Raw genomic sequence first — 16,197 nt, 5'->3', positions numbered from 1 at the left:
TCTACCTGGACGCGCAGATTTTCTCTGTTTCAGTCCTCGCTGCGATTTGAGTAGCCGCAGCCCTATGATGGAGCTATGACCGCGGTCACGCTTGGGCAAATTCCCCGCCGGACAATGGAGTATGGAATCAAGCCATTCTCCATCGCGACCTGCTTCGTGCTGGTGGCGTTGCTGTGGACTTTTCCGCTACAGCGTGTGATTGCGTATCCGTTTGTATTTCTGTTTTTTGGCGCCGTGATGGGCAGCGCATGGTTTGGCGGGGCCCTGGCAGGTTTTGTCGCGGTCGTTCAGTCTTCCCTGGTTATCACGTATTTCTTCATTCCGCCGGTGTTTTCAATTACCGTGGCAAAGGAATCCCAGAGTTTTCTTGCTGCCTTCATTCTTTGCGCGATTGCGATCTCGATTGTTAGCTCGTCGCGGAAGCGTGCCGAGAGCGCCGTACGGACGGCGAGGGATCAACTTGAAGCCAAAGTGCGCGAAAGAACGGCCGAACTGGAGCATTCGAATCTGGAAATCCAGGAGAGCGAGCGCCAACTGCGCATGCTGACCGAGGCAATTCCGCAACAAATCTGGCGCGCCGATGTGTCCGGTCGCATTGAATACTGCAACCAGCACCTTCGGGATTATGTCGGAGAGAGGGAGAGTTCGATCGAGGGCGATTCCTTCTTCAACATTCTCCATCCGGAAGACGCTGTGCTCTTCAGGCAAGGCTGGGAATCGGCGCTCGTGGCGGGCGGACGGTTCGAAGTAAAGGTACGGGTACGGGGCGCCGATCGAGCTTTCCGTTGGTTTCTGGTCCGCAGCATCCCGCAGCGTGCCGAAGATGGAGCAATCACGCGATGGTACGGGATTCACATCGATATTGAGGAGCAACACAAAGCGCAACAAAGCCTGGTCATCGCGCAGGACAATCTTTCGCGGCTATGGCGGACGCTGAGTATGGCTGAAATGGCAGCTTCGATCGCGCACGAACTCAACCAGCCGCTGACCGCCGTGGTTACGCACGCCTACGCCTGCAGAGAGTGGCTGAGCACCAATCCGGCAAATCTTGAAAAGGCGTCGGCTACCGCGGAGAAGATCGTTCAGGAAAGTACGCGGGCGAGTTCCGTTGTCAAACGGGTGCGGGCACTGTTTCGGAAGGAGGGAACCGAGAGACAGACCGTTGATCTGAATCCGCTCATTCAGGAACTGGCTCGCCTGCTTCGGGACGAAGCTATCCGGCGGGGAGTCGGCATTCGCGTGGTGCTCGATCGCAATCTGCCCAAGATCGAGGGGGACTCAGTGCAGATTCAGCAGGTTCTGCTCAATCTAGCGACCAATGCCATGGACGCCATGACGGCTGTGACAGGTTCACGGGAGGTGACCATCCACTCAGAGCGGCGCGGAGCCGACGAGGTGCTTATCACCGTGGACGACGTTGGTCCAGGCATTTCACCGGAAATTGTGAGCAGGATTTTCGAACCGTTTTTCAGTACGAAGGAGCAGGGGACCGGCATGGGGCTCGCCATCTGCCGCAGCGTTGTAGAAGCACATGACGGGCGCATCTGGGTCGAGAACCGCAATCCCGCGGGCGCGCGATTCCGATTCACGCTGAGGGTGACCGCGTGAAGGCCGAAACGGTGTTTATCGTCGATGACGACGCTTCAATTTGCGAAGGGCTGTCAAACCTTCTCGATTCTGTGGGCATTCCTACCGAACAATATCCTTCAGCCGAGGCATTCTGGGAAAGCTGGAACGATCAGCGTGCGGGCTGCATGCTGCTGGATGCGCGCCTGCCCGGAGCAAGTGGCGTCGAGTTTCAGGAGCATCTGAAGAACCTGGGTATCGGTTTGCCAATCATCTTCATGACGGCGCACGGAGACATACCGATGGTGCGTAAAGTGATGAAGGCCGGCGCCATTGAGTTTCTAACCAAGCCCTTTCAGAAGCAGGAATTGCTGCACGCCGTTGCGCAGGCATTCGAACAGGATAGGACTCGTCGCCAGGAGGATTCCATCGTTAGCACAATCAATGCGCGGATCAACTCGCTCACGGATCGCGAGCGGGAAGTGATGGCGATGGTCACTGCGGGCCTGCTCAACAAGCAGATTGCCTCGGAGTTAAGCCTCAGCGAAATCACGGTCAAGATTCATCGGCGGCGCGTTATGGATGGGATGCTGGCTGGGTCTCTGGCCGAATTAGTGAAGATGTGCGAGCGAGCACGGTTTCCATCCTGGCGGGGTCCCTCCTAGTCTCCGAAACCGAATTTCTCCTCCTACGAGATCCGGCAGAGCAAGCCGTTCTCGAGACGGAAGCGAAGACCCACGAGCTTGGCCCGCATTGCGAGGGAGTGGATACTCCGGAACATGCTGTCCTGGCGGCGCACATTGCCGAAAATGATCAATTCGCGAGATTGGTCCGCTGACTCTCGATAGACGCGGAAACGCGCTGTTGCGAGATCCGGCAAGGCGATGAAGAGGATCGACCGAATATCGATAGTATCCTTCAGCGCCTGGAGCGAGGAATGACGCCTTCCGATCATGCGAGTGAGGTCCACATCCCATGGATCCTGCCTGCGCGCGACCCAATCACACTCGGCTGCATCGTCCTTAATCTGAAGCCTTAAGAGATGAAGCCGCGCACGAGAGAGCGCGCCGAAGCGAAGTTGTATGCGAAGACTATGAAGAAAATGGCTGACGCCGTTGATTTGCCGCGTCAGCCCCGAAATATCTTTGGACCACCAGTCTTCCCCGTTGGGATCAAAAGGGGAAACAGGAGAACCGAATGACATGCGAGAATCTCCGCTCAAGCTGAGTTTTCACAAGACTTGATTGCGTGCAGATTGTCTCTTTCGCACCACGCATAGCAGAGAGCCAGGAAACGAATCGACCGTTTCCATCAGCCGCAGAGCGGCCCTGGTGCGGAATTGACTAGATGGCCGCCTGGTCCCGCTCCTTACTGCGAATACGGACGGCGCCGCCTACGCTAAAGAAGAAGATCTTTCCATCGCCGATTTTGCCGGTGTAGGCAGCATTGGAGATGGCCTCGATCGCACGTTCGACGGACTCGTCGTTCAGAACAAGCTCGACCTTGATTTTGGGAAGCAGGTCGACGTCGTATTCCCTTCCACGAAAAACCTCGGTGTGGCCTTTCTGCCGGCCGTGGCCGCGGACTTCCGATACAGTCATCCCTTCCACACCCAGTTCGATCAAGGCGGCTTTCACCGCCTCGAACTTGTTGGGCCGGACGATAGCTTCGATCTTTGTCATAAGCTCCTCGCTTTCTCGACTATCAATCGCCGGTTGTGGAAGCGCTGCGCAATGAAGTCATCTCGTGGACCGGCACCGGACCCGTGACATCCTTCGGCATGCCGGCAGGAGCGGCCAAAGACGAGATCACGTACTCGGGATAGGCGGAGATGCCGTGCTCGTGGAGATCGATTCCGTAGAGTTCGCCCTCCTCGGAAACGCGCAGCGTGCCCGTGAGATTCACCAGGTACATCAGCAACAGGGCAACACCAAACGTGGCTGAAGTAACGATGGCGCTGCCGATAAACTGCGCCTTGAGCAGCGTGAATCCTCCGTGGTAGAAGAGACCGGCGAGCGGTGCCGAATTGTCCGGGCCGGCTGGTCCAGAGGCTCCATACTTGCCGCATGCGAAAAATCCGAGTGAGAGCGTGCCCCATATGCCGCAGAGCCCGTGCACGGGAACGGCCCCGATTGGATCATCGATGCGCAACCACTCCAGCAGTTCCACGCCCATGCAGACCACAACTCCGGCGACCCCACCGAGAATGATGGATCCCGTTGGACTTACCCAGTAGCAAGGACAGGTAATCGCGACAAGTCCGGCTAGAAATCCGTTGACTGTAAAGCCCACATCCCATTTCTTGCTCAGGAAGTAGGCGTACATCATCGCGGTGAGCCCGGCTGCGCAGGCCGCCAGGGTCGTATTGGCGGAGACGCGGCCGATGCCGACAAAGTCCATTGCCGAAAGCGTGGAGCCAGGGTTGAATCCGTACCAGCCGAACCACAGGATCAGTCCGCCGGTTGCGGCGATGGTGAGATCGTGCGGCAACATCGGTGCGCCGCCGTCGCGTTTGAACTTGCGCCCGAGCCTTGGTCCGAGGACGATCGCCCCAGCCAGCGCTATGAATCCGCCAATCGTATGTACGACTGTCGAACCGGCGAAGTCATGAAAGCTCTGTCCGAGGCTCGGCAGAAAATATCCGGCTGAACCCATGGTTGCGAGGAAGCCATCCGGACCCCAAGCCCAGTGGCCGACGATCGGATAGATAAATCCTGACACGCCAACCGAGTAAAGCAGATCACCGACAAATCCGGTTCGGCCGATCATCGCCCCCGAGGTAATGGTGGAGCAGGTGTCGGCAAATGCGAACTGGAAGATCCAGACGGCGAGAAATGCCACGCCAGTGGACTCATAGGTTTCCGGCGCGCCCTGGAGGAAGAACCAGTGGTAGCCGATGAAGCCGTTGCCGTGGCTGAACATGAACGCAAAGCCGATGGCATAGAAGAGGATCCCGCAGAGGCAGGTATCGACGATGCACTCCATCAGCACATTCACGGTCTCGCGCGAACGGCAAAAGCCTGCCTCGAGCATGGTGAATCCGATCTGCATGCCGAAGACAAGGAAAGCCGCAATCAACGTCCATGCGGTGTTGACGGGATTTACGATGTCCGCAGCTTTCATGGGGGCGTCGGCGGCGTAAACCTTAGCGAAGAATATCGTGGTGATTCCGGCCATGATCAGCAGCGTCAGACCGATGCCGGCCAGTTTGCCTACCAGTACGGTCGCGCCGTACCTCTGCCACTTTGGTTGCTGCAGGCGTTCTGCCAGACGCGTTAGCTTTTGCGAAAAAGACAGGGATCTCCCCCGCCGCACAATGGGTTTCATCGTGTAGCTCCTCCATTCAATTTTGGAATCTTCTTACTGTCGAACTGCGCGAGATGCTGCGGGGTACACTTCACCGCCGGGCCGGTAAGGTCTCATACGGTGCATTCTGTTGCAACCTGGTTTTACAGACTCAAACAAGAAGGGACGGCGGACCAGCTTGCCAAGGGATATACGGGTCCGTGTCTGGACTGTAGAGGGCTGGATCATGGAACGCAACTATACCTTGGTATAACTAGTGCCGATTCCGGCCGTTCCCTATACTCCATCTACTTCGCAAGTACGCTCACGGCTCGTTCGATCTGTGCGGAAAGGCTCTGGTTACCTCACAAAATGGCCCACGCACTCATGGTCTTGGCGATTCGATTCATCGCAATCATGTTCTTTACAGGACTGATTGGTTGCGTGCTTGTCGTGATTATCAGCTGGATCTCCATCTTTGGAGACGGCTTCTCCAACTCTGGAACCACGGGGACCGATTCTCACTAATCCGCATCATCCCGCACTAGTCGTCGACGTGCGTCCTAGTTCCCGACAACGAGAACTTGAAAGCTGCTGTCTACAGCACTCATCTTCAGCGGCGCGCCATTGATGGGTGGACGATTGAGTTCGGCACCATAGATGACTGTGGCGAGATACACCTCGCCATTGTCAGGATCAATCGCGAGCGACCGCGCATTCTGCCGAGTAGGTAGAGTCTGAATCACCGAGTAGGTGTCGGTTACGTCCTGGCGAATGATGGTAAGACTTCCGTCGCTACCTCCGTTCGCCGTGAAGATCAGGCCTCGATCCGGATCGTAGCCTATCGCGTCTGCGCCTATGCCGATCGGCAGGGCAGAAACCACCTGTCCGTTGGCGGCATTCAAAACCACCATACGTAAGTTGCTGCAGGCTGCAAAGAGCCGGTCGTGGGCGGTATCCATCGCTAGCGCTCGCGGATGCTCGCAATTCGAATCGAGGCGGATCGCAATGGGATAGGCGTCTGAAGGCACATTGGCCTTTGCCCCGACGGTCCAATCGAGCACTGGAGGTTTTGCGCTCGATCGATCGGCACCCGACTGCGTCGTCGCCGCATTTTCTGTAGCCGGAACCCGTTGCGCGTCGATAGCCCTGTGCACGGCCGACCCAATTGCCGCCGCATCGAAACGCAAGATCTGGTCGCGATCAGAAACCGTGATATAAACTCGCCCGTTGCCGTCGCCCTGCGCAAAGCCGAGACTGCCCGGCAACACGATCTCGGCCAGTTGCGCTCTGCGCTCGACATCGATTACGGTCACCGTGGACGCCGCACCGCCGGGCGACATCGTGCTCGAACTGCTCTCTCGCGAGGATCTTGCCCTTTGCGTCGGTGCATTCCGCGCTGAACCTGCCGGCGTGTTTCCCGATGCGGTTGTCTGAGATCCCACGACAAAAAGCAGTCCGCTGGTGGGATCGAGAACCATCGAGCGCGGGGAGGGCCCGGTTGGAATACTCGCAATTACCTCGAAGTCGCGCCGATCGAAGACCCGCACCATGTCCGCTGGGCCGTCGCTCACGTACCCGTACGTCCCCTCGGCACTGAGAACAATGGAGTGCGCCTCGCGCAATCCCTTGACGACGCCGGCCACCGAACCGCTTTCAACGTCGATCACCTGCACCGTGGGCCCATGCGCAATGAACAACTGGTGGGCCTGGGGGTCCATCGCCATGTAGTCCCAATCGCCAACACCGCCCACAACCCAGGTCTTGGTGATGAAAAACGGATGAGCTGGCATGCCGGTGGACGGAGGCGGAACGGGCGTCAGTTGAGCGGATGCGATGCCGCACACTCCCAGCAAGAGGCTCAGGTAAATCCTCATCTCGCCAACGCTCCTGCTTACCTTTGACGCGTTAAGTCGTTACGACGTTCAGTTTATTTGATGCCCGCCGAGGATTCTTGTTCGTGCATCCGAAACAAATTCACAACTATGGAACGTCCCCGGCATCAGAATCGGTGTAGCATGGTTCGGCCTTCGCAGGCGCGCATGCGTCCCGGCAGACCTGCAAACTCAACAGCAGAAAGGAAACTTCACGATGGATGTCCGTAAGCTGAACGAAACGGCAAAAGCCATGGTAGCCGGCGATAAGGGCCTGCTGGCCATGGACGAAAGCACACCCACGGCGAACAAGCGATTCGCCGCCTCCGGCATTCCCCAGAACGAAGAGGCCCGCCGCGCCTATCGCGACATGATCGTTACAGCTCCCGGCCTCGGCGACTGCCTCAACGGCGCCATCCTGGTCGATGAAACCATCCATCAGAAATCCACCGCGGGAGTTCCTTTCGCAAAGGCGCTCGACAAGGTCGGCATTATCCCTGGAATCAAGGTCGACGCCGGCGCCAAGCCGATGGCGGCCCACCCCAACGAAAAGATCACTGAAGGACTCGACGGCCTGCGCGAGCGCCTCGCCGAATACGCTGGACTGGGTGCGCGCTTCGCCAAGTGGCGCGCCGTCATCACCATCGGCGACGGAATCCCCAGCCAGGCATGCATCGATGCCAACGCGCTCATCCTCGCTCTCTATGCAGCCCTCTGCCAGGAGGCCGGCATGGTACCTATTGTCGAGCCTGAAGTGCTGATGGACGGCGACCACACGATGGAACGTTGTGCCGAAGTCACCGAACGAACCCAGCACTCCCTCTTTGCCCAGCTCATCGCCCAGGGAGTTCTGCTCGAGGGCATGATTCTCAAGCCCAACATGGTCGTACCCGGACTGAAGTGTCCCCGCCAGAACACCAATGAAGAAATCGCCGATGCCACCGTGCAATGTCTTTTGCGTACCGTTCCCGCCGCAGTGCCGGGCGTCGCGTTCCTTTCCGGCGGTCAATCGGGCGAACTTGCCTCTGCCCGGCTCAGTGCGATGAATGCCCGCTTCAAAAGCCGTATGCCCTGGGGTCTCGCGTTCTCCTTCGCGCGCGCCATTCAGGAACCGGCCATGCAGATCTGGCACGGCGAAGACGCCAATGTTCCCGCCGCCCAGAAGGCTCTCCTGCATCGCGCACAATGCAACGTTGCCGCCCGTCGCGGCGAGTACACACCCGCCATGGAGAGGCAATGACGGGGAAACACTACGTCGAAGACTTCCGCGTCCCGCCCAGTAGCCACGTGAGGCTCAGCGACTTCGACCCCAACTTCAAAGGCAGACACAGCAAGGAGAAAGCGCTCGCAAAGATCGATGTCCTTCGCGAAAAGATGAGTGACCTGCAGCAGAAGCTCTTCGCGGAACGAAAGCGCTCGCTGCTCGTTTGCCTGCAGGCGCTTGACGCCGGTGGCAAAGACGGCGTGGTCAAGCACGTCATCGGCTCAATGAACCCCGACGGCTGCCGCGTCGCCAACTTCAAAGAGCCATCCCAGGAAGAACTGGCTCACGATTTTCTGTGGCGTGTCGAGGCACAAATGCCAAAGCGGGGCGAAGTCGCCATCTTCAATCGCTCCCACTACGAAGATGTACTGATTGTGCGCGTACACAAATTGGTGCCGAAGGCTGTCTGGTTGCAGCGCTATGCGCAGATCAACGACTTCGAACGACGCCATGCCGCCAACGGCACGGTCATTCTCAAGTTCTTTCTGCACATCAGCAAGGATGAGCAGTTGAAGCGATTCGAGCAGAGACTCGATGATCCTGCCAAGCGCTGGAAGATCAGTGAATCCGATTACACCGAGCGTGAATGCTGGGACGACTACGAGCGAGCTTACGACGATGTTCTCGCCAGGTGCAATACGGAACTTGCGCCGTGGTTTGTAATCCCCGCCAATCACAAATGGTTCCGCGATATTGCCGTGTCTGAGATCGTCGTGGCGACGTTGGAATCCATGAACATCCAGGTGCCGAAGCCGAACGTCGATATCGAAGAAATCCGGCGCAAGTATCACTCGGCCGTGGACGAAGACAAGCCCAAAAAGGGCGGCCGTAAACGTCGAGACCGGGCCGCGCGTGGATAGCTCCACAGCCTCTTGTCGATTGCGCTATCCTTAACCCGGCGTCGGCACCGCCTGCGCTGTTGGGAGTTTGCAATGGGCGAAATGCTTCTGAACGTCAATGGCAAACCTTATACGGTAAACGCGCCAGCGGAAGAATCCCTGCTCTCAGTTCTGCGCAATCACCTGAATCTCACCGGAACAAAGTATGGCTGCGGCGAAGGACAGTGCGGCGCATGCACCGTTCTAATGGATGGCGCCGCAACCCGGTCCTGTTCGATCCCCGCGGCCGCCGCTGCAGGCGCGAAGATCACGACCATTGAAGGTCTCGAACAAAACGGCAGACTCACCGCCGTTCAGCAGGCATTTCTTGACGAAGGCGCGTTTCAATGCGGTTACTGCACCTCCGGCATGATCATGAGCGTTACGGCTCTCCTCCGCGACGAGCACACGCCCAATGAAGAAGAGATTCTCGGCGCGATGAACGGCAATGTCTGCCGCTGTGGAACCTATCCGCGCATTCTTGAGGCAATCAAACGTGCCTCTGGCCATGCCGCCGGCGGAGGTGCGCGATGAGCCCGCATGAATTGCAAATGTTGGAGCGCGAGCAAAACTTCGGCACCAGCGGAGGAGATACGACCGACGGCAAATCCCAACTCGATCGCCGCGACTTCCTGAAGTTTCTCGGCGGCGGGCTACTCGTATGCCTCACTCCGCTGCCGTCGTTTGCGCAAGAATCCGGCCACGCCTTCGGCTCCCACGAACTGCCCACAGACATCAGCGCCTGGTTGCATATCGACGCCGACGGCCGCGTCAAAGTCTTTACCGGCAAGGTTGAAGTCGGCCAGAACATCCGCACTTCTCTCGCACAAGCCGTCGCAGAAGAACTCCGCGTCCCCTTCGACTCCATCACTATGATCATGGGCGACACCGACCTTGTCCCTTGGGACATGGGCACCTTCGGTAGCCGCACCACTCCCACCATGGCTCCGCAACTGCGCAATATGGCCGTTGCCGGACGCGAACTCCTGGTGGAGATGGCCGCGCAGCGATGGAACACCGATTCCTCAAAGTTGATCGCTGCCGCGGGAAGGGTCGCCACGCCCGATGGCTCGAAGTCGCTCACCTACGGCGAACTCACGCGCGGCGAAGCGCTGGTGAAGAGCGTCGCAGGTGATCCGCCATTTACGCCGGCAACGGATTGGAAGATTGCAGGTACACCGGTCCCGAAGGCAAACGGCCGCGACTTCGTCACCGGCAAACATCAGTTTCCCTCTGATGTCGTCCGTCCCGGGATGATGTTTGGCGCTGTCCTGCGTCCTGACGGCTTCAACGCGACCCTTGCGTCCCTCGACACCAGCGCCGCGGAGAAAATGCCGAGTGTAAAAGTCGTTCATGAGGGCGACTTCACCGGCGTCGTCGCCGATGATCCATTCCTAGCGGAACGCGCACTCAAATTGATCCAGGCACAGTGGAGCGTCCCCGATCAGCAAGGCAACCAGGGACTCTTCGAGTACCTCAAGAACAGTCCGGACGGAAAAGCCGAAGGCGCTGACCATGCTGCAGACGCCCTAGCACAGGCAATCGCAGGTGCCGATGTGCAACTCGAAGCCCGGTACACTGTCGAGTACATCGCACACGCACCGCTCGAACCGCGCGCCGCTGTTGCCGAGTGGAATAACGGCAAGCTCACGGTGTGGACTGGAACGCAGCGGCCCTTCGGTGTACGCGAAGAATTGATGCAGACATTCCAACTACCCGCTGACAAAGTACGCGTCCTTCAGCCCGACATGGGCAGCGGCTATGGCGGTAAGCATACCGGCGAAGCCGCGATTGAGGCTGCACGCCTTTCCAAAGCTGCAGGCAAACCGGTGAAGGTCGTGTGGACCCGCGAGGAGGAGTTCACCTGGGCCTACTTTCGTCCCGCCGGCCTCATCGAGATCAAGGCCGGAGCGCGCCGTGATGGAACACTCGTTGCCTGGGAGTTCCACAACTACAACTCCGGCCCCGCCGCGATTGGCACTCCCTACGAAGTCGCCAGCAAGCTGATCCAATACCATCCAGCGAAATCGCCATTGCGACAAGGCTCCTATCGTGGACTCGCCGCCACCGCCAATCACTTTGCGCGGGAATCCCATATGGATGAAATGGCTCATGCGCTCAAGATGGACCCGGTCGCGTTCCGTATGAAGAACCTCAGCAATCCGCGGCTGAAGTCTGTCCTTCAAGCCGCCACCGACAAGTTCGGCTGGACCGTCGCCAAATCCGCACCCGAGCGGGGTTACGGCGTGGCCTGTGGAACCGATAAAGGCGGCTTCGTCGCCACATGCGCCGAGGTGGCAATTGACCCGGCAACGAAGCAAGTAAGAATCCGCCGTGTCGTCGAGGCCTGGGAATCCGGTGCGATCGTAAATCCCGACGGGCTGAGGAACCAAATGCAGGGCGCCATCATTCAGGCCATCGGCGGCGCGCTCTTCGAACGAATTCTCTTCGGCAATGGCCGCGTCCAGAACCCGCTCTTCTCGAAATACCGCCTGCCGCGCTTTACCGACACGCCGCAGGTTGAAATCGTATTGCTCGATCGCAAAGACCTGCCTTCGGCCGGTGCCGGCGAAACCGGGCTCGTTGGCCTTGCTCCCGCCGTTGGCAACGCGATCTTTGCCGCTACCGGCAAACGCCTGCGTAGCATGCCGATGACTCCCGACGACAACAAGCTGCCAGCCTGAATGGCACCGCGAAGGTTCTTCCCCTTACTTCCCGGGCATTGCCTGCAACGTCCAGATATTTCCGTCCGCGCTCGACCACGTCTGAAGATCATCAGTTACCAGTTCAAACTTTGCCGGCGGCGACGCCTTCATAGCGCCGAGAGCGCCGAGAGCATTACCTTTCTGGGACGTATTCAGGCTGCGCACCAACACGGCGCGCCCGGTCCATTGGGTTCGAACCGGCTTCCAATGCTTGCCGCCATCCTCGCTTAGGAAGAGAGCGCCTTTCGTGTCGAGCGCAATCGTGCGGTCGGCGTCGCTTGCCGTCGAAAGCTCGTCAAGTCCGTTGGGCAGCGATGCCTTCTCCTTCTTGCGAAACTCAGCGAGATTGGCTGGCGCGGCTGCTTTGTTTTCTTCGGTCGTTGGGATCGCGGGAATCTGCACCGATGCTGGGGCCGCCGCAGGTTGCACAGGAATCACCTTCTGCGCCTGCACTGTTACCGTATCCGATTCTGTGCGTGGAGTCGTTGCCGCATTCACGGTCTTATCGGCTGCGTTGAACTGTGCGCCGGACGATTGCTGCAACATGTTCTGCTGATTCGCCATGTTCTGTTGCTGGAACTGATTCGCCGCCGATGGTCCACCGATCGGTGAAGCTTTGGCCCTCGCTGCCATCGGGCCGTGGATCGATCCTCCCGCAACTCCTGGAGTCAAATCCAAGCGCGGTACCGCCGCCAGAGCCACGTCCTTCTGGTCGGCGGGCTTTTTCTCATCGAGCTTCTTCGCTTCATCCCGCGCCGGAGCCGGAGGAATACCTTCCCGCTCCGCCACGATGCCGGACGACTTCGCCGGTTTAGCCTGCTGCCGCTCGTTCCGCGTTACAGGGTTCTGCACTTCCGCCTTCGGGGATCCCGCCGTGCGCAAGTCGTCCGTAGGCGCCACGTTGGCGGCGGTCTGCGTCTCGGTCGCTACTCTTCGGGAATGCTGCACCACCGCAACCCCGATGAGTCCCGCGCATGCGGCTGCTGGTATCCACGCCCACTTCCAGTTAAACCAAGAAGTACGCGGCCTGTTTGGTGCATCCACTGCAGCAGCTACCGGCGCTGGCTGATCTTCCACCGCCGCTTGCTGCGCCAGGAACACCACTTCGCGGCATCGGCTGCAATCAGACATATGCGCGAGAATCTCCTCGCGCTCGGCCGCAGGCAGAACTTGCTCCGCGAAAGCTGTCAGGCTCTCCGCATCGGGATGCATTCCGGGTTGGATCGTTGGGTTCATCCTGTCGTCTTTGCCTTATCCTCAAGCGGCCCATTTGTCTCGGAGAGCATGGCCTTTGTAAGGGCTTCCTCCGCGACGGCCGGAATTGCCGTGGCCGGTTTCCACGTCTCCTGCTCTTTGAACGGACACGGCTCCTTACTTTGCAGCAGTTTTCTCAAATCTATCTTCAAATCGAGATCGCGGGGATCGGTGCCTAACGCTTCCTCCGCCGCCTTGCGACTCATGCCGCCTTTTTCAAGATTGCGCATCAGTTGCTTGCGAACCGCATCCGTTGCACGGCGCAGCCTCCGGCTGATGGTCGCTTCATGTACATGCAGCACCTTGCCAATCTCCGCCAGCGTTCGCTCGTCAGCGTAGTATGCCGCGAGCAAAAACCGCTCCTCTGCCGGCTGGTCATGCAAAGCCGCTTTCACCGCCTCGCGAAGGGCGACCAGCATTCCCGGCTCGGGATCCATCGCGCCGTCGAACGAAGGCGCGTCGTGCATCTCCTCATCAAACGCTTGTTCGCGATACGTGCGCCGGTAGTGATCGACGAATCGCTGCGCCAGCGTCGTACGCAGCCAGCCCAGCAGCGAGCCGCGCCCACGATACGAATCCAAAGGACACTTGCGCTCGCCGTCGCGTGTATTCAGGCCATAAAGCTCCGCATAAAACGCGTCCGCCAAGTCACGCCCCACCGTTTCGCTTCCGCTGATGGCGATGGCCGCTCGCGTCATGGGCTGGCCGTATTGCGCCATGAAATGTTCCCACGCGCGGTCGTTTCCCGCGGCACATGCTTTGGCCAGCACCAGGTCCGCCAGCCTCAGGCTCCGAAGAAACGCTCCCTGCTCCTCGGAGGATGTTCCGGTCGGTGCGGGCGCAGGGTTCTGCCCTTCGGCTACAAGCACGACGATGCGATCGAACGCGCTTCGCTCCAGCCCCCATTTCCCGGCCCCGCATTCTTGCCAAAGCTCGTCCAGCAGCGCAGGATGCACCCCAATCGGAGCCGCCGGAGTCTCCGCGCCATCTGAATCTTCGCTGGGCTGGATGGGCGCTGCGTCCACGACTTGAAGATACGCCAAAAAATCCCTGCAAGAAACCTCCGCACCTCCGTTCTCAGCCTGTAGCCGGAGCTGCAGCTCCCGGTGGAGGGTCCGCATAGCATTCCATTCAGGTCGAGTTTCTTCCGCATCACGCTGCTGGGGACTGTGCTGGTTGCTGTATTTGTCCTCTATCACGTCAATCGCGTTCGTGCCGCCGGCGGCCCTATCGAGCCGTTGCACAGCTCCTACCGCGTCCTCGGCCCCATCGAAAGCGGCAATCTCCTTCTCTTCCCGGTGGTTGAATCCGGCAGGATGCCTGCATCGGCGTTCATCACCCTCGACGAGGGCATCAAGAGCGGCCAGGTAGAAGTCACCGAGGCGGGCAATGTTCGGGGCCTCGTGCGCCCGCGCCCGACTCGGGGCAGAACAGACGACGGCGTTCTTCGCTCGCATCCGCTGCCTGATCCGCCGACTTATCGCGGCGACCAGGTCAACACCCTCGTTCTGGTCAACAACTCCGACAAGCCTTTGCTCTTGCTGGCGGGTGAGATTGTTACAGGAGGCAAGCAGGATCGCATCGTCGGCAAGGATCGCATTGTGCCGGCGCAAAGTGATCCCATCGATCTTGGCGTCTTCTGCATCGAGCACGGCCGCTGGACCGAAGATACTGCCACCTTCAAGTCATCTGCCAATGCCCCTGCGCAGAGCTTGATGGTCCAGCCCTCTGTCCGCGCCAAAGCAATGGTCGATAAGAACCAGCAGGAGGTGTGGGACTCCGTGCACGGCTCCATCGCCGGAGCGCTTGCTGCTCCGCGCCCGGGACTCGCTGTCGCCGAACCGCGGCGCGCTACGCCCGACCCCAATAGCCTCGGAACCACCAGCTACGCCCGCGCCATGCAGAGCACTGCGATCAACGAAAAAGTAGATGAAGCTGCCGCGCCGCTGATGAAGTCGCGTGAGCAGGTGCTCGAAAAACTCCGCGAAGAGCACGCCGTGGGTGTGATCGTCGCTGTGCGCGGCGAAATTGTATGGGCCGACATCTTTTCTGATACCGACCTGCTGTCGCGCTACTGGACAAAGCTGGTTCGATCCTATGCGGCAGAGAGCCTAATGGCAGATCAAATGCATTCCGCGCCCTCGATCACAGATGCGCAGCACTTTCTGGATGCGCCTTCGGGCGGCACAGAGACCAGCATCGGCAGTGTCGGCGTTTATCGCTACCGTGAACTACGTTCAGGCGGAGCCGAGACCTTCGTCCTGGAATCGCTGTTATCTGGTACGGATTATGACGTGCACATCAGCAAGGTCAAGCTGCGTGGCGAAGTGCAGCGCGTCGATGCTCCCATGGTGTATCGCTGAGCGAAACCACACACCAGCCGGCCAGGGCCATGCACCAGCGCCACTAGCCCTCCAACTGTGTCCGAAGCGATACGATTGGATGGGAGAGATTGATGGCAAAGGTCCTCGATGGAGCCGCGATTGCTGCGGCAATCAAACACGAAGTAGCAGAGGAGGTACGCGCGCTGGCGGCGCAAGGCATCCGGCCCGGTTTAGCCGCGGTGCTGGTCGGACACGTGCCTGCATCCGAGATTTACGTTGCCAGCAAGGTAAAGACTTGCGGTGAACTCGGCCTCTACAGCGATCTCATCACTCCGCCGGACACCGTGACGACGAAAGAGATGATGGACCTGGTGCGCAGCCTCAACGACCGCGACGACGTAGATGGCATCCTCATCCAGCTTCCGCTGCCGAAGCAGGTTGATGCCAAAGCACTACTCGATTCGGTCGATCCCGCGAAGGACGTCGACGGCTTTCATCCCGTAAACGCGGGCAAACTGCAGGCGGGTCGCCCGGCCCTGGCCCCATGTACCCCGGCGGGCGTCATCGAAATTCTCAAGCGCAGCCACCTGCCCATCAGCGGCCAGCATGCCGTGATTGTCGGCCGCAGCGATATCGTCGGGAAGCCCGTCGCCATGCTGCTGCTCCACGAAAACGCGACTATTACTATCTGCCACTCCAAGACACGCGACCTTGGCGCGATCACGCGCGAGGCCGACATCCTTGTTGCAGCTATCGGCCGGCCCGGCTTCATTACTCCTGAAATGCTGAAGCCCGGCGCCACCATCATCGATGTCGGCATCAACCGCATTACCACGCTCGAGGAGTTCGACCGCTACTTTGCCGGCGATGCCAAGCGCGAATTGACCTTTGCCAAACGCGGATCGACGATCGTGGGCGACGTGCATCCCAAATCCTTCGAACTCGCCGGTGCCTACACTCCGGTCCCCGGGGGCGTCGGGCCGCTCACTATTGCCATGCTCATGTCCAACACTGTCCGCGCAGCCCGCATGCGCAGAGGCCAGTAGC

Annotated in this window: 14 protein-coding genes; 8 read left to right on the top strand and 6 right to left on the bottom strand. The window is 59.4% G+C overall.

Going from position 1 to position 16,197, the window contains the following annotated elements:
• The first annotated feature begins 75 nt into the window (after positions 1-75).
• Positions 76-1,608, top strand: a complete 1,533-nt coding sequence (locus tag VK574_RS19965) for an ATP-binding protein (RefSeq protein WP_472801635.1) — start codon at positions 76-78, stop codon at positions 1,606-1,608.
• Positions 1,605-2,231, top strand: coding sequence for a response regulator transcription factor (locus tag VK574_RS19960; protein WP_472801634.1), 627 nt, complete (start codon positions 1,605-1,607; stop codon positions 2,229-2,231). The genes VK574_RS19965 and VK574_RS19960 overlap by 4 nt, the downstream gene beginning before the upstream one ends.
• A gap of 23 nt (positions 2,232-2,254) precedes the next feature.
• On the opposite strand, the gene VK574_RS19955 is transcribed toward VK574_RS19960, so the two are convergent.
• The 4 genes from VK574_RS19955 to VK574_RS19940 all read right to left on the bottom strand — a co-directional run bounded on the left by VK574_RS19955 (position 2,255) and on the right by VK574_RS19940 (position 6,728).
• Positions 2,255-2,770: a hypothetical protein gene (locus VK574_RS19955; RefSeq protein WP_472801633.1), complete on the bottom strand. Its 516-nt coding sequence runs from the start codon at positions 2,768-2,770 to the stop codon at positions 2,255-2,257.
• A 139-nt stretch (positions 2,771-2,909) separates the two neighbouring features.
• The gene (locus tag VK574_RS19950; protein ID WP_472801632.1) at positions 2,910-3,248 is read right to left on the bottom strand and encodes a P-II family nitrogen regulator; all 339 of its coding nucleotides are present in this window, start codon (positions 3,246-3,248) and stop codon (positions 2,910-2,912) included.
• Between the two features lie 22 nt (positions 3,249-3,270).
• The gene (locus tag VK574_RS19945) at positions 3,271-4,893 is read right to left on the bottom strand and encodes an ammonium transporter (RefSeq protein ID WP_472801631.1); all 1,623 of its coding nucleotides are present in this window, start codon (positions 4,891-4,893) and stop codon (positions 3,271-3,273) included.
• Between the two features lie 521 nt (positions 4,894-5,414).
• Positions 5,415-6,728, bottom strand: a complete 1,314-nt coding sequence (locus tag VK574_RS19940) for a YncE family protein (protein ID WP_472801630.1) — start codon at positions 6,726-6,728, stop codon at positions 5,415-5,417.
• Between the two features lie 214 nt (positions 6,729-6,942).
• On the opposite strand from VK574_RS19940, the gene VK574_RS19935 reads away from it, so the two are divergent.
• From VK574_RS19935 to VK574_RS19920, 4 genes are all read left to right on the top strand, one after another.
• Positions 6,943-7,965 (top strand): class I fructose-bisphosphate aldolase, encoded by a 1,023-nt coding sequence (locus VK574_RS19935; RefSeq protein ID WP_472801629.1) that lies wholly within the window; start codon positions 6,943-6,945, stop codon positions 7,963-7,965.
• Complete coding sequence (locus tag VK574_RS19930; RefSeq protein WP_472801628.1) at positions 7,962-8,849, top strand: polyphosphate kinase 2 family protein; 888 nt, start codon at positions 7,962-7,964, stop codon at positions 8,847-8,849. Before VK574_RS19935 ends, VK574_RS19930 begins: the two co-directional genes overlap by 4 nt.
• 72 nt (positions 8,850-8,921) lie before the next feature.
• Entirely contained in the window at positions 8,922-9,401 is a 480-nt protein-coding gene (locus tag VK574_RS19925; protein ID WP_472801627.1) for a (2Fe-2S)-binding protein, read from the top strand.
• Positions 9,398-11,551, top strand: coding sequence for a xanthine dehydrogenase family protein molybdopterin-binding subunit (locus VK574_RS19920; RefSeq protein WP_472801626.1), 2,154 nt, complete (start codon positions 9,398-9,400; stop codon positions 11,549-11,551). Before VK574_RS19925 ends, VK574_RS19920 begins: the two co-directional genes overlap by 4 nt.
• 24 nt (positions 11,552-11,575) lie before the next feature.
• On the opposite strand, the gene VK574_RS19915 is transcribed toward VK574_RS19920, so the two are convergent.
• Together VK574_RS19915 and VK574_RS19910 are read right to left on the bottom strand one after the other, a co-directional pair.
• Entirely contained in the window at positions 11,576-12,808 is a 1,233-nt protein-coding gene (locus VK574_RS19915) for a zf-HC2 domain-containing protein (protein WP_472801625.1), read from the bottom strand.
• Entirely contained in the window at positions 12,805-13,869 is a 1,065-nt protein-coding gene (locus tag VK574_RS19910; protein ID WP_472801624.1) for an RNA polymerase sigma factor, read from the bottom strand. Before VK574_RS19910 ends, VK574_RS19915 begins: the two co-directional genes overlap by 4 nt.
• 63 nt (positions 13,870-13,932) lie before the next feature.
• On the opposite strand from VK574_RS19910, the gene VK574_RS19905 reads away from it, so the two are divergent.
• Together VK574_RS19905 and VK574_RS19900 are read left to right on the top strand one after the other, a co-directional pair.
• Entirely contained in the window at positions 13,933-15,189 is a 1,257-nt protein-coding gene (locus VK574_RS19905; protein ID WP_472801623.1) for an ARPP-1 family domain-containing protein, read from the top strand.
• 92 nt (positions 15,190-15,281) lie between these two features.
• Positions 15,282-16,196, top strand: a complete 915-nt coding sequence (locus VK574_RS19900) for a bifunctional 5,10-methylenetetrahydrofolate dehydrogenase/5,10-methenyltetrahydrofolate cyclohydrolase (RefSeq protein ID WP_472801622.1) — start codon at positions 15,282-15,284, stop codon at positions 16,194-16,196.
• Position 16,197 lies beyond the last annotated feature (1 nt).

Source organism: Occallatibacter sp., from assembly GCF_035317045.1.
GTDB lineage: Bacteria > Acidobacteriota > Terriglobia > Terriglobales > Acidobacteriaceae > Telmatobacter.
This window is presented reverse-complemented; position numbering and strand designations above follow the sequence as displayed.

Coding starts and splice junctions, on each gene's coding strand:
- VK574_RS19935 (WP_472801629.1), top strand. CDS start 6,943: ATGGATGTCCGTAAGCTGAACGAAACGGCAAAAGCCATGGTAGCCGGC.
- VK574_RS19900 (WP_472801622.1), top strand. CDS start 15,282: ATGGCAAAGGTCCTCGATGGAGCCGCGATTGCTGCGGCAATCAAACAC.
- VK574_RS19925 (WP_472801627.1), top strand. CDS start 8,922: ATGGGCGAAATGCTTCTGAACGTCAATGGCAAACCTTATACGGTAAAC.
- VK574_RS19930 (WP_472801628.1), top strand. CDS start 7,962: ATGACGGGGAAACACTACGTCGAAGACTTCCGCGTCCCGCCCAGTAGC.
- VK574_RS19945 (WP_472801631.1), bottom strand. CDS start 4,893: ATGAAACCCATTGTGCGGCGGGGGAGATCCCTGTCTTTTTCGCAAAAG.
- VK574_RS19965 (WP_472801635.1), top strand. CDS start 76: ATGACCGCGGTCACGCTTGGGCAAATTCCCCGCCGGACAATGGAGTAT.
- VK574_RS19950 (WP_472801632.1), bottom strand. CDS start 3,248: ATGACAAAGATCGAAGCTATCGTCCGGCCCAACAAGTTCGAGGCGGTG.
- VK574_RS19915 (WP_472801625.1), bottom strand. CDS start 12,808: ATGAACCCAACGATCCAACCCGGAATGCATCCCGATGCGGAGAGCCTG.
- VK574_RS19955 (WP_472801633.1), bottom strand. CDS start 2,770: ATGTCATTCGGTTCTCCTGTTTCCCCTTTTGATCCCAACGGGGAAGAC.
- VK574_RS19920 (WP_472801626.1), top strand. CDS start 9,398: ATGAGCCCGCATGAATTGCAAATGTTGGAGCGCGAGCAAAACTTCGGC.
- VK574_RS19940 (WP_472801630.1), bottom strand. CDS start 6,728: ATGAGGATTTACCTGAGCCTCTTGCTGGGAGTGTGCGGCATCGCATCC.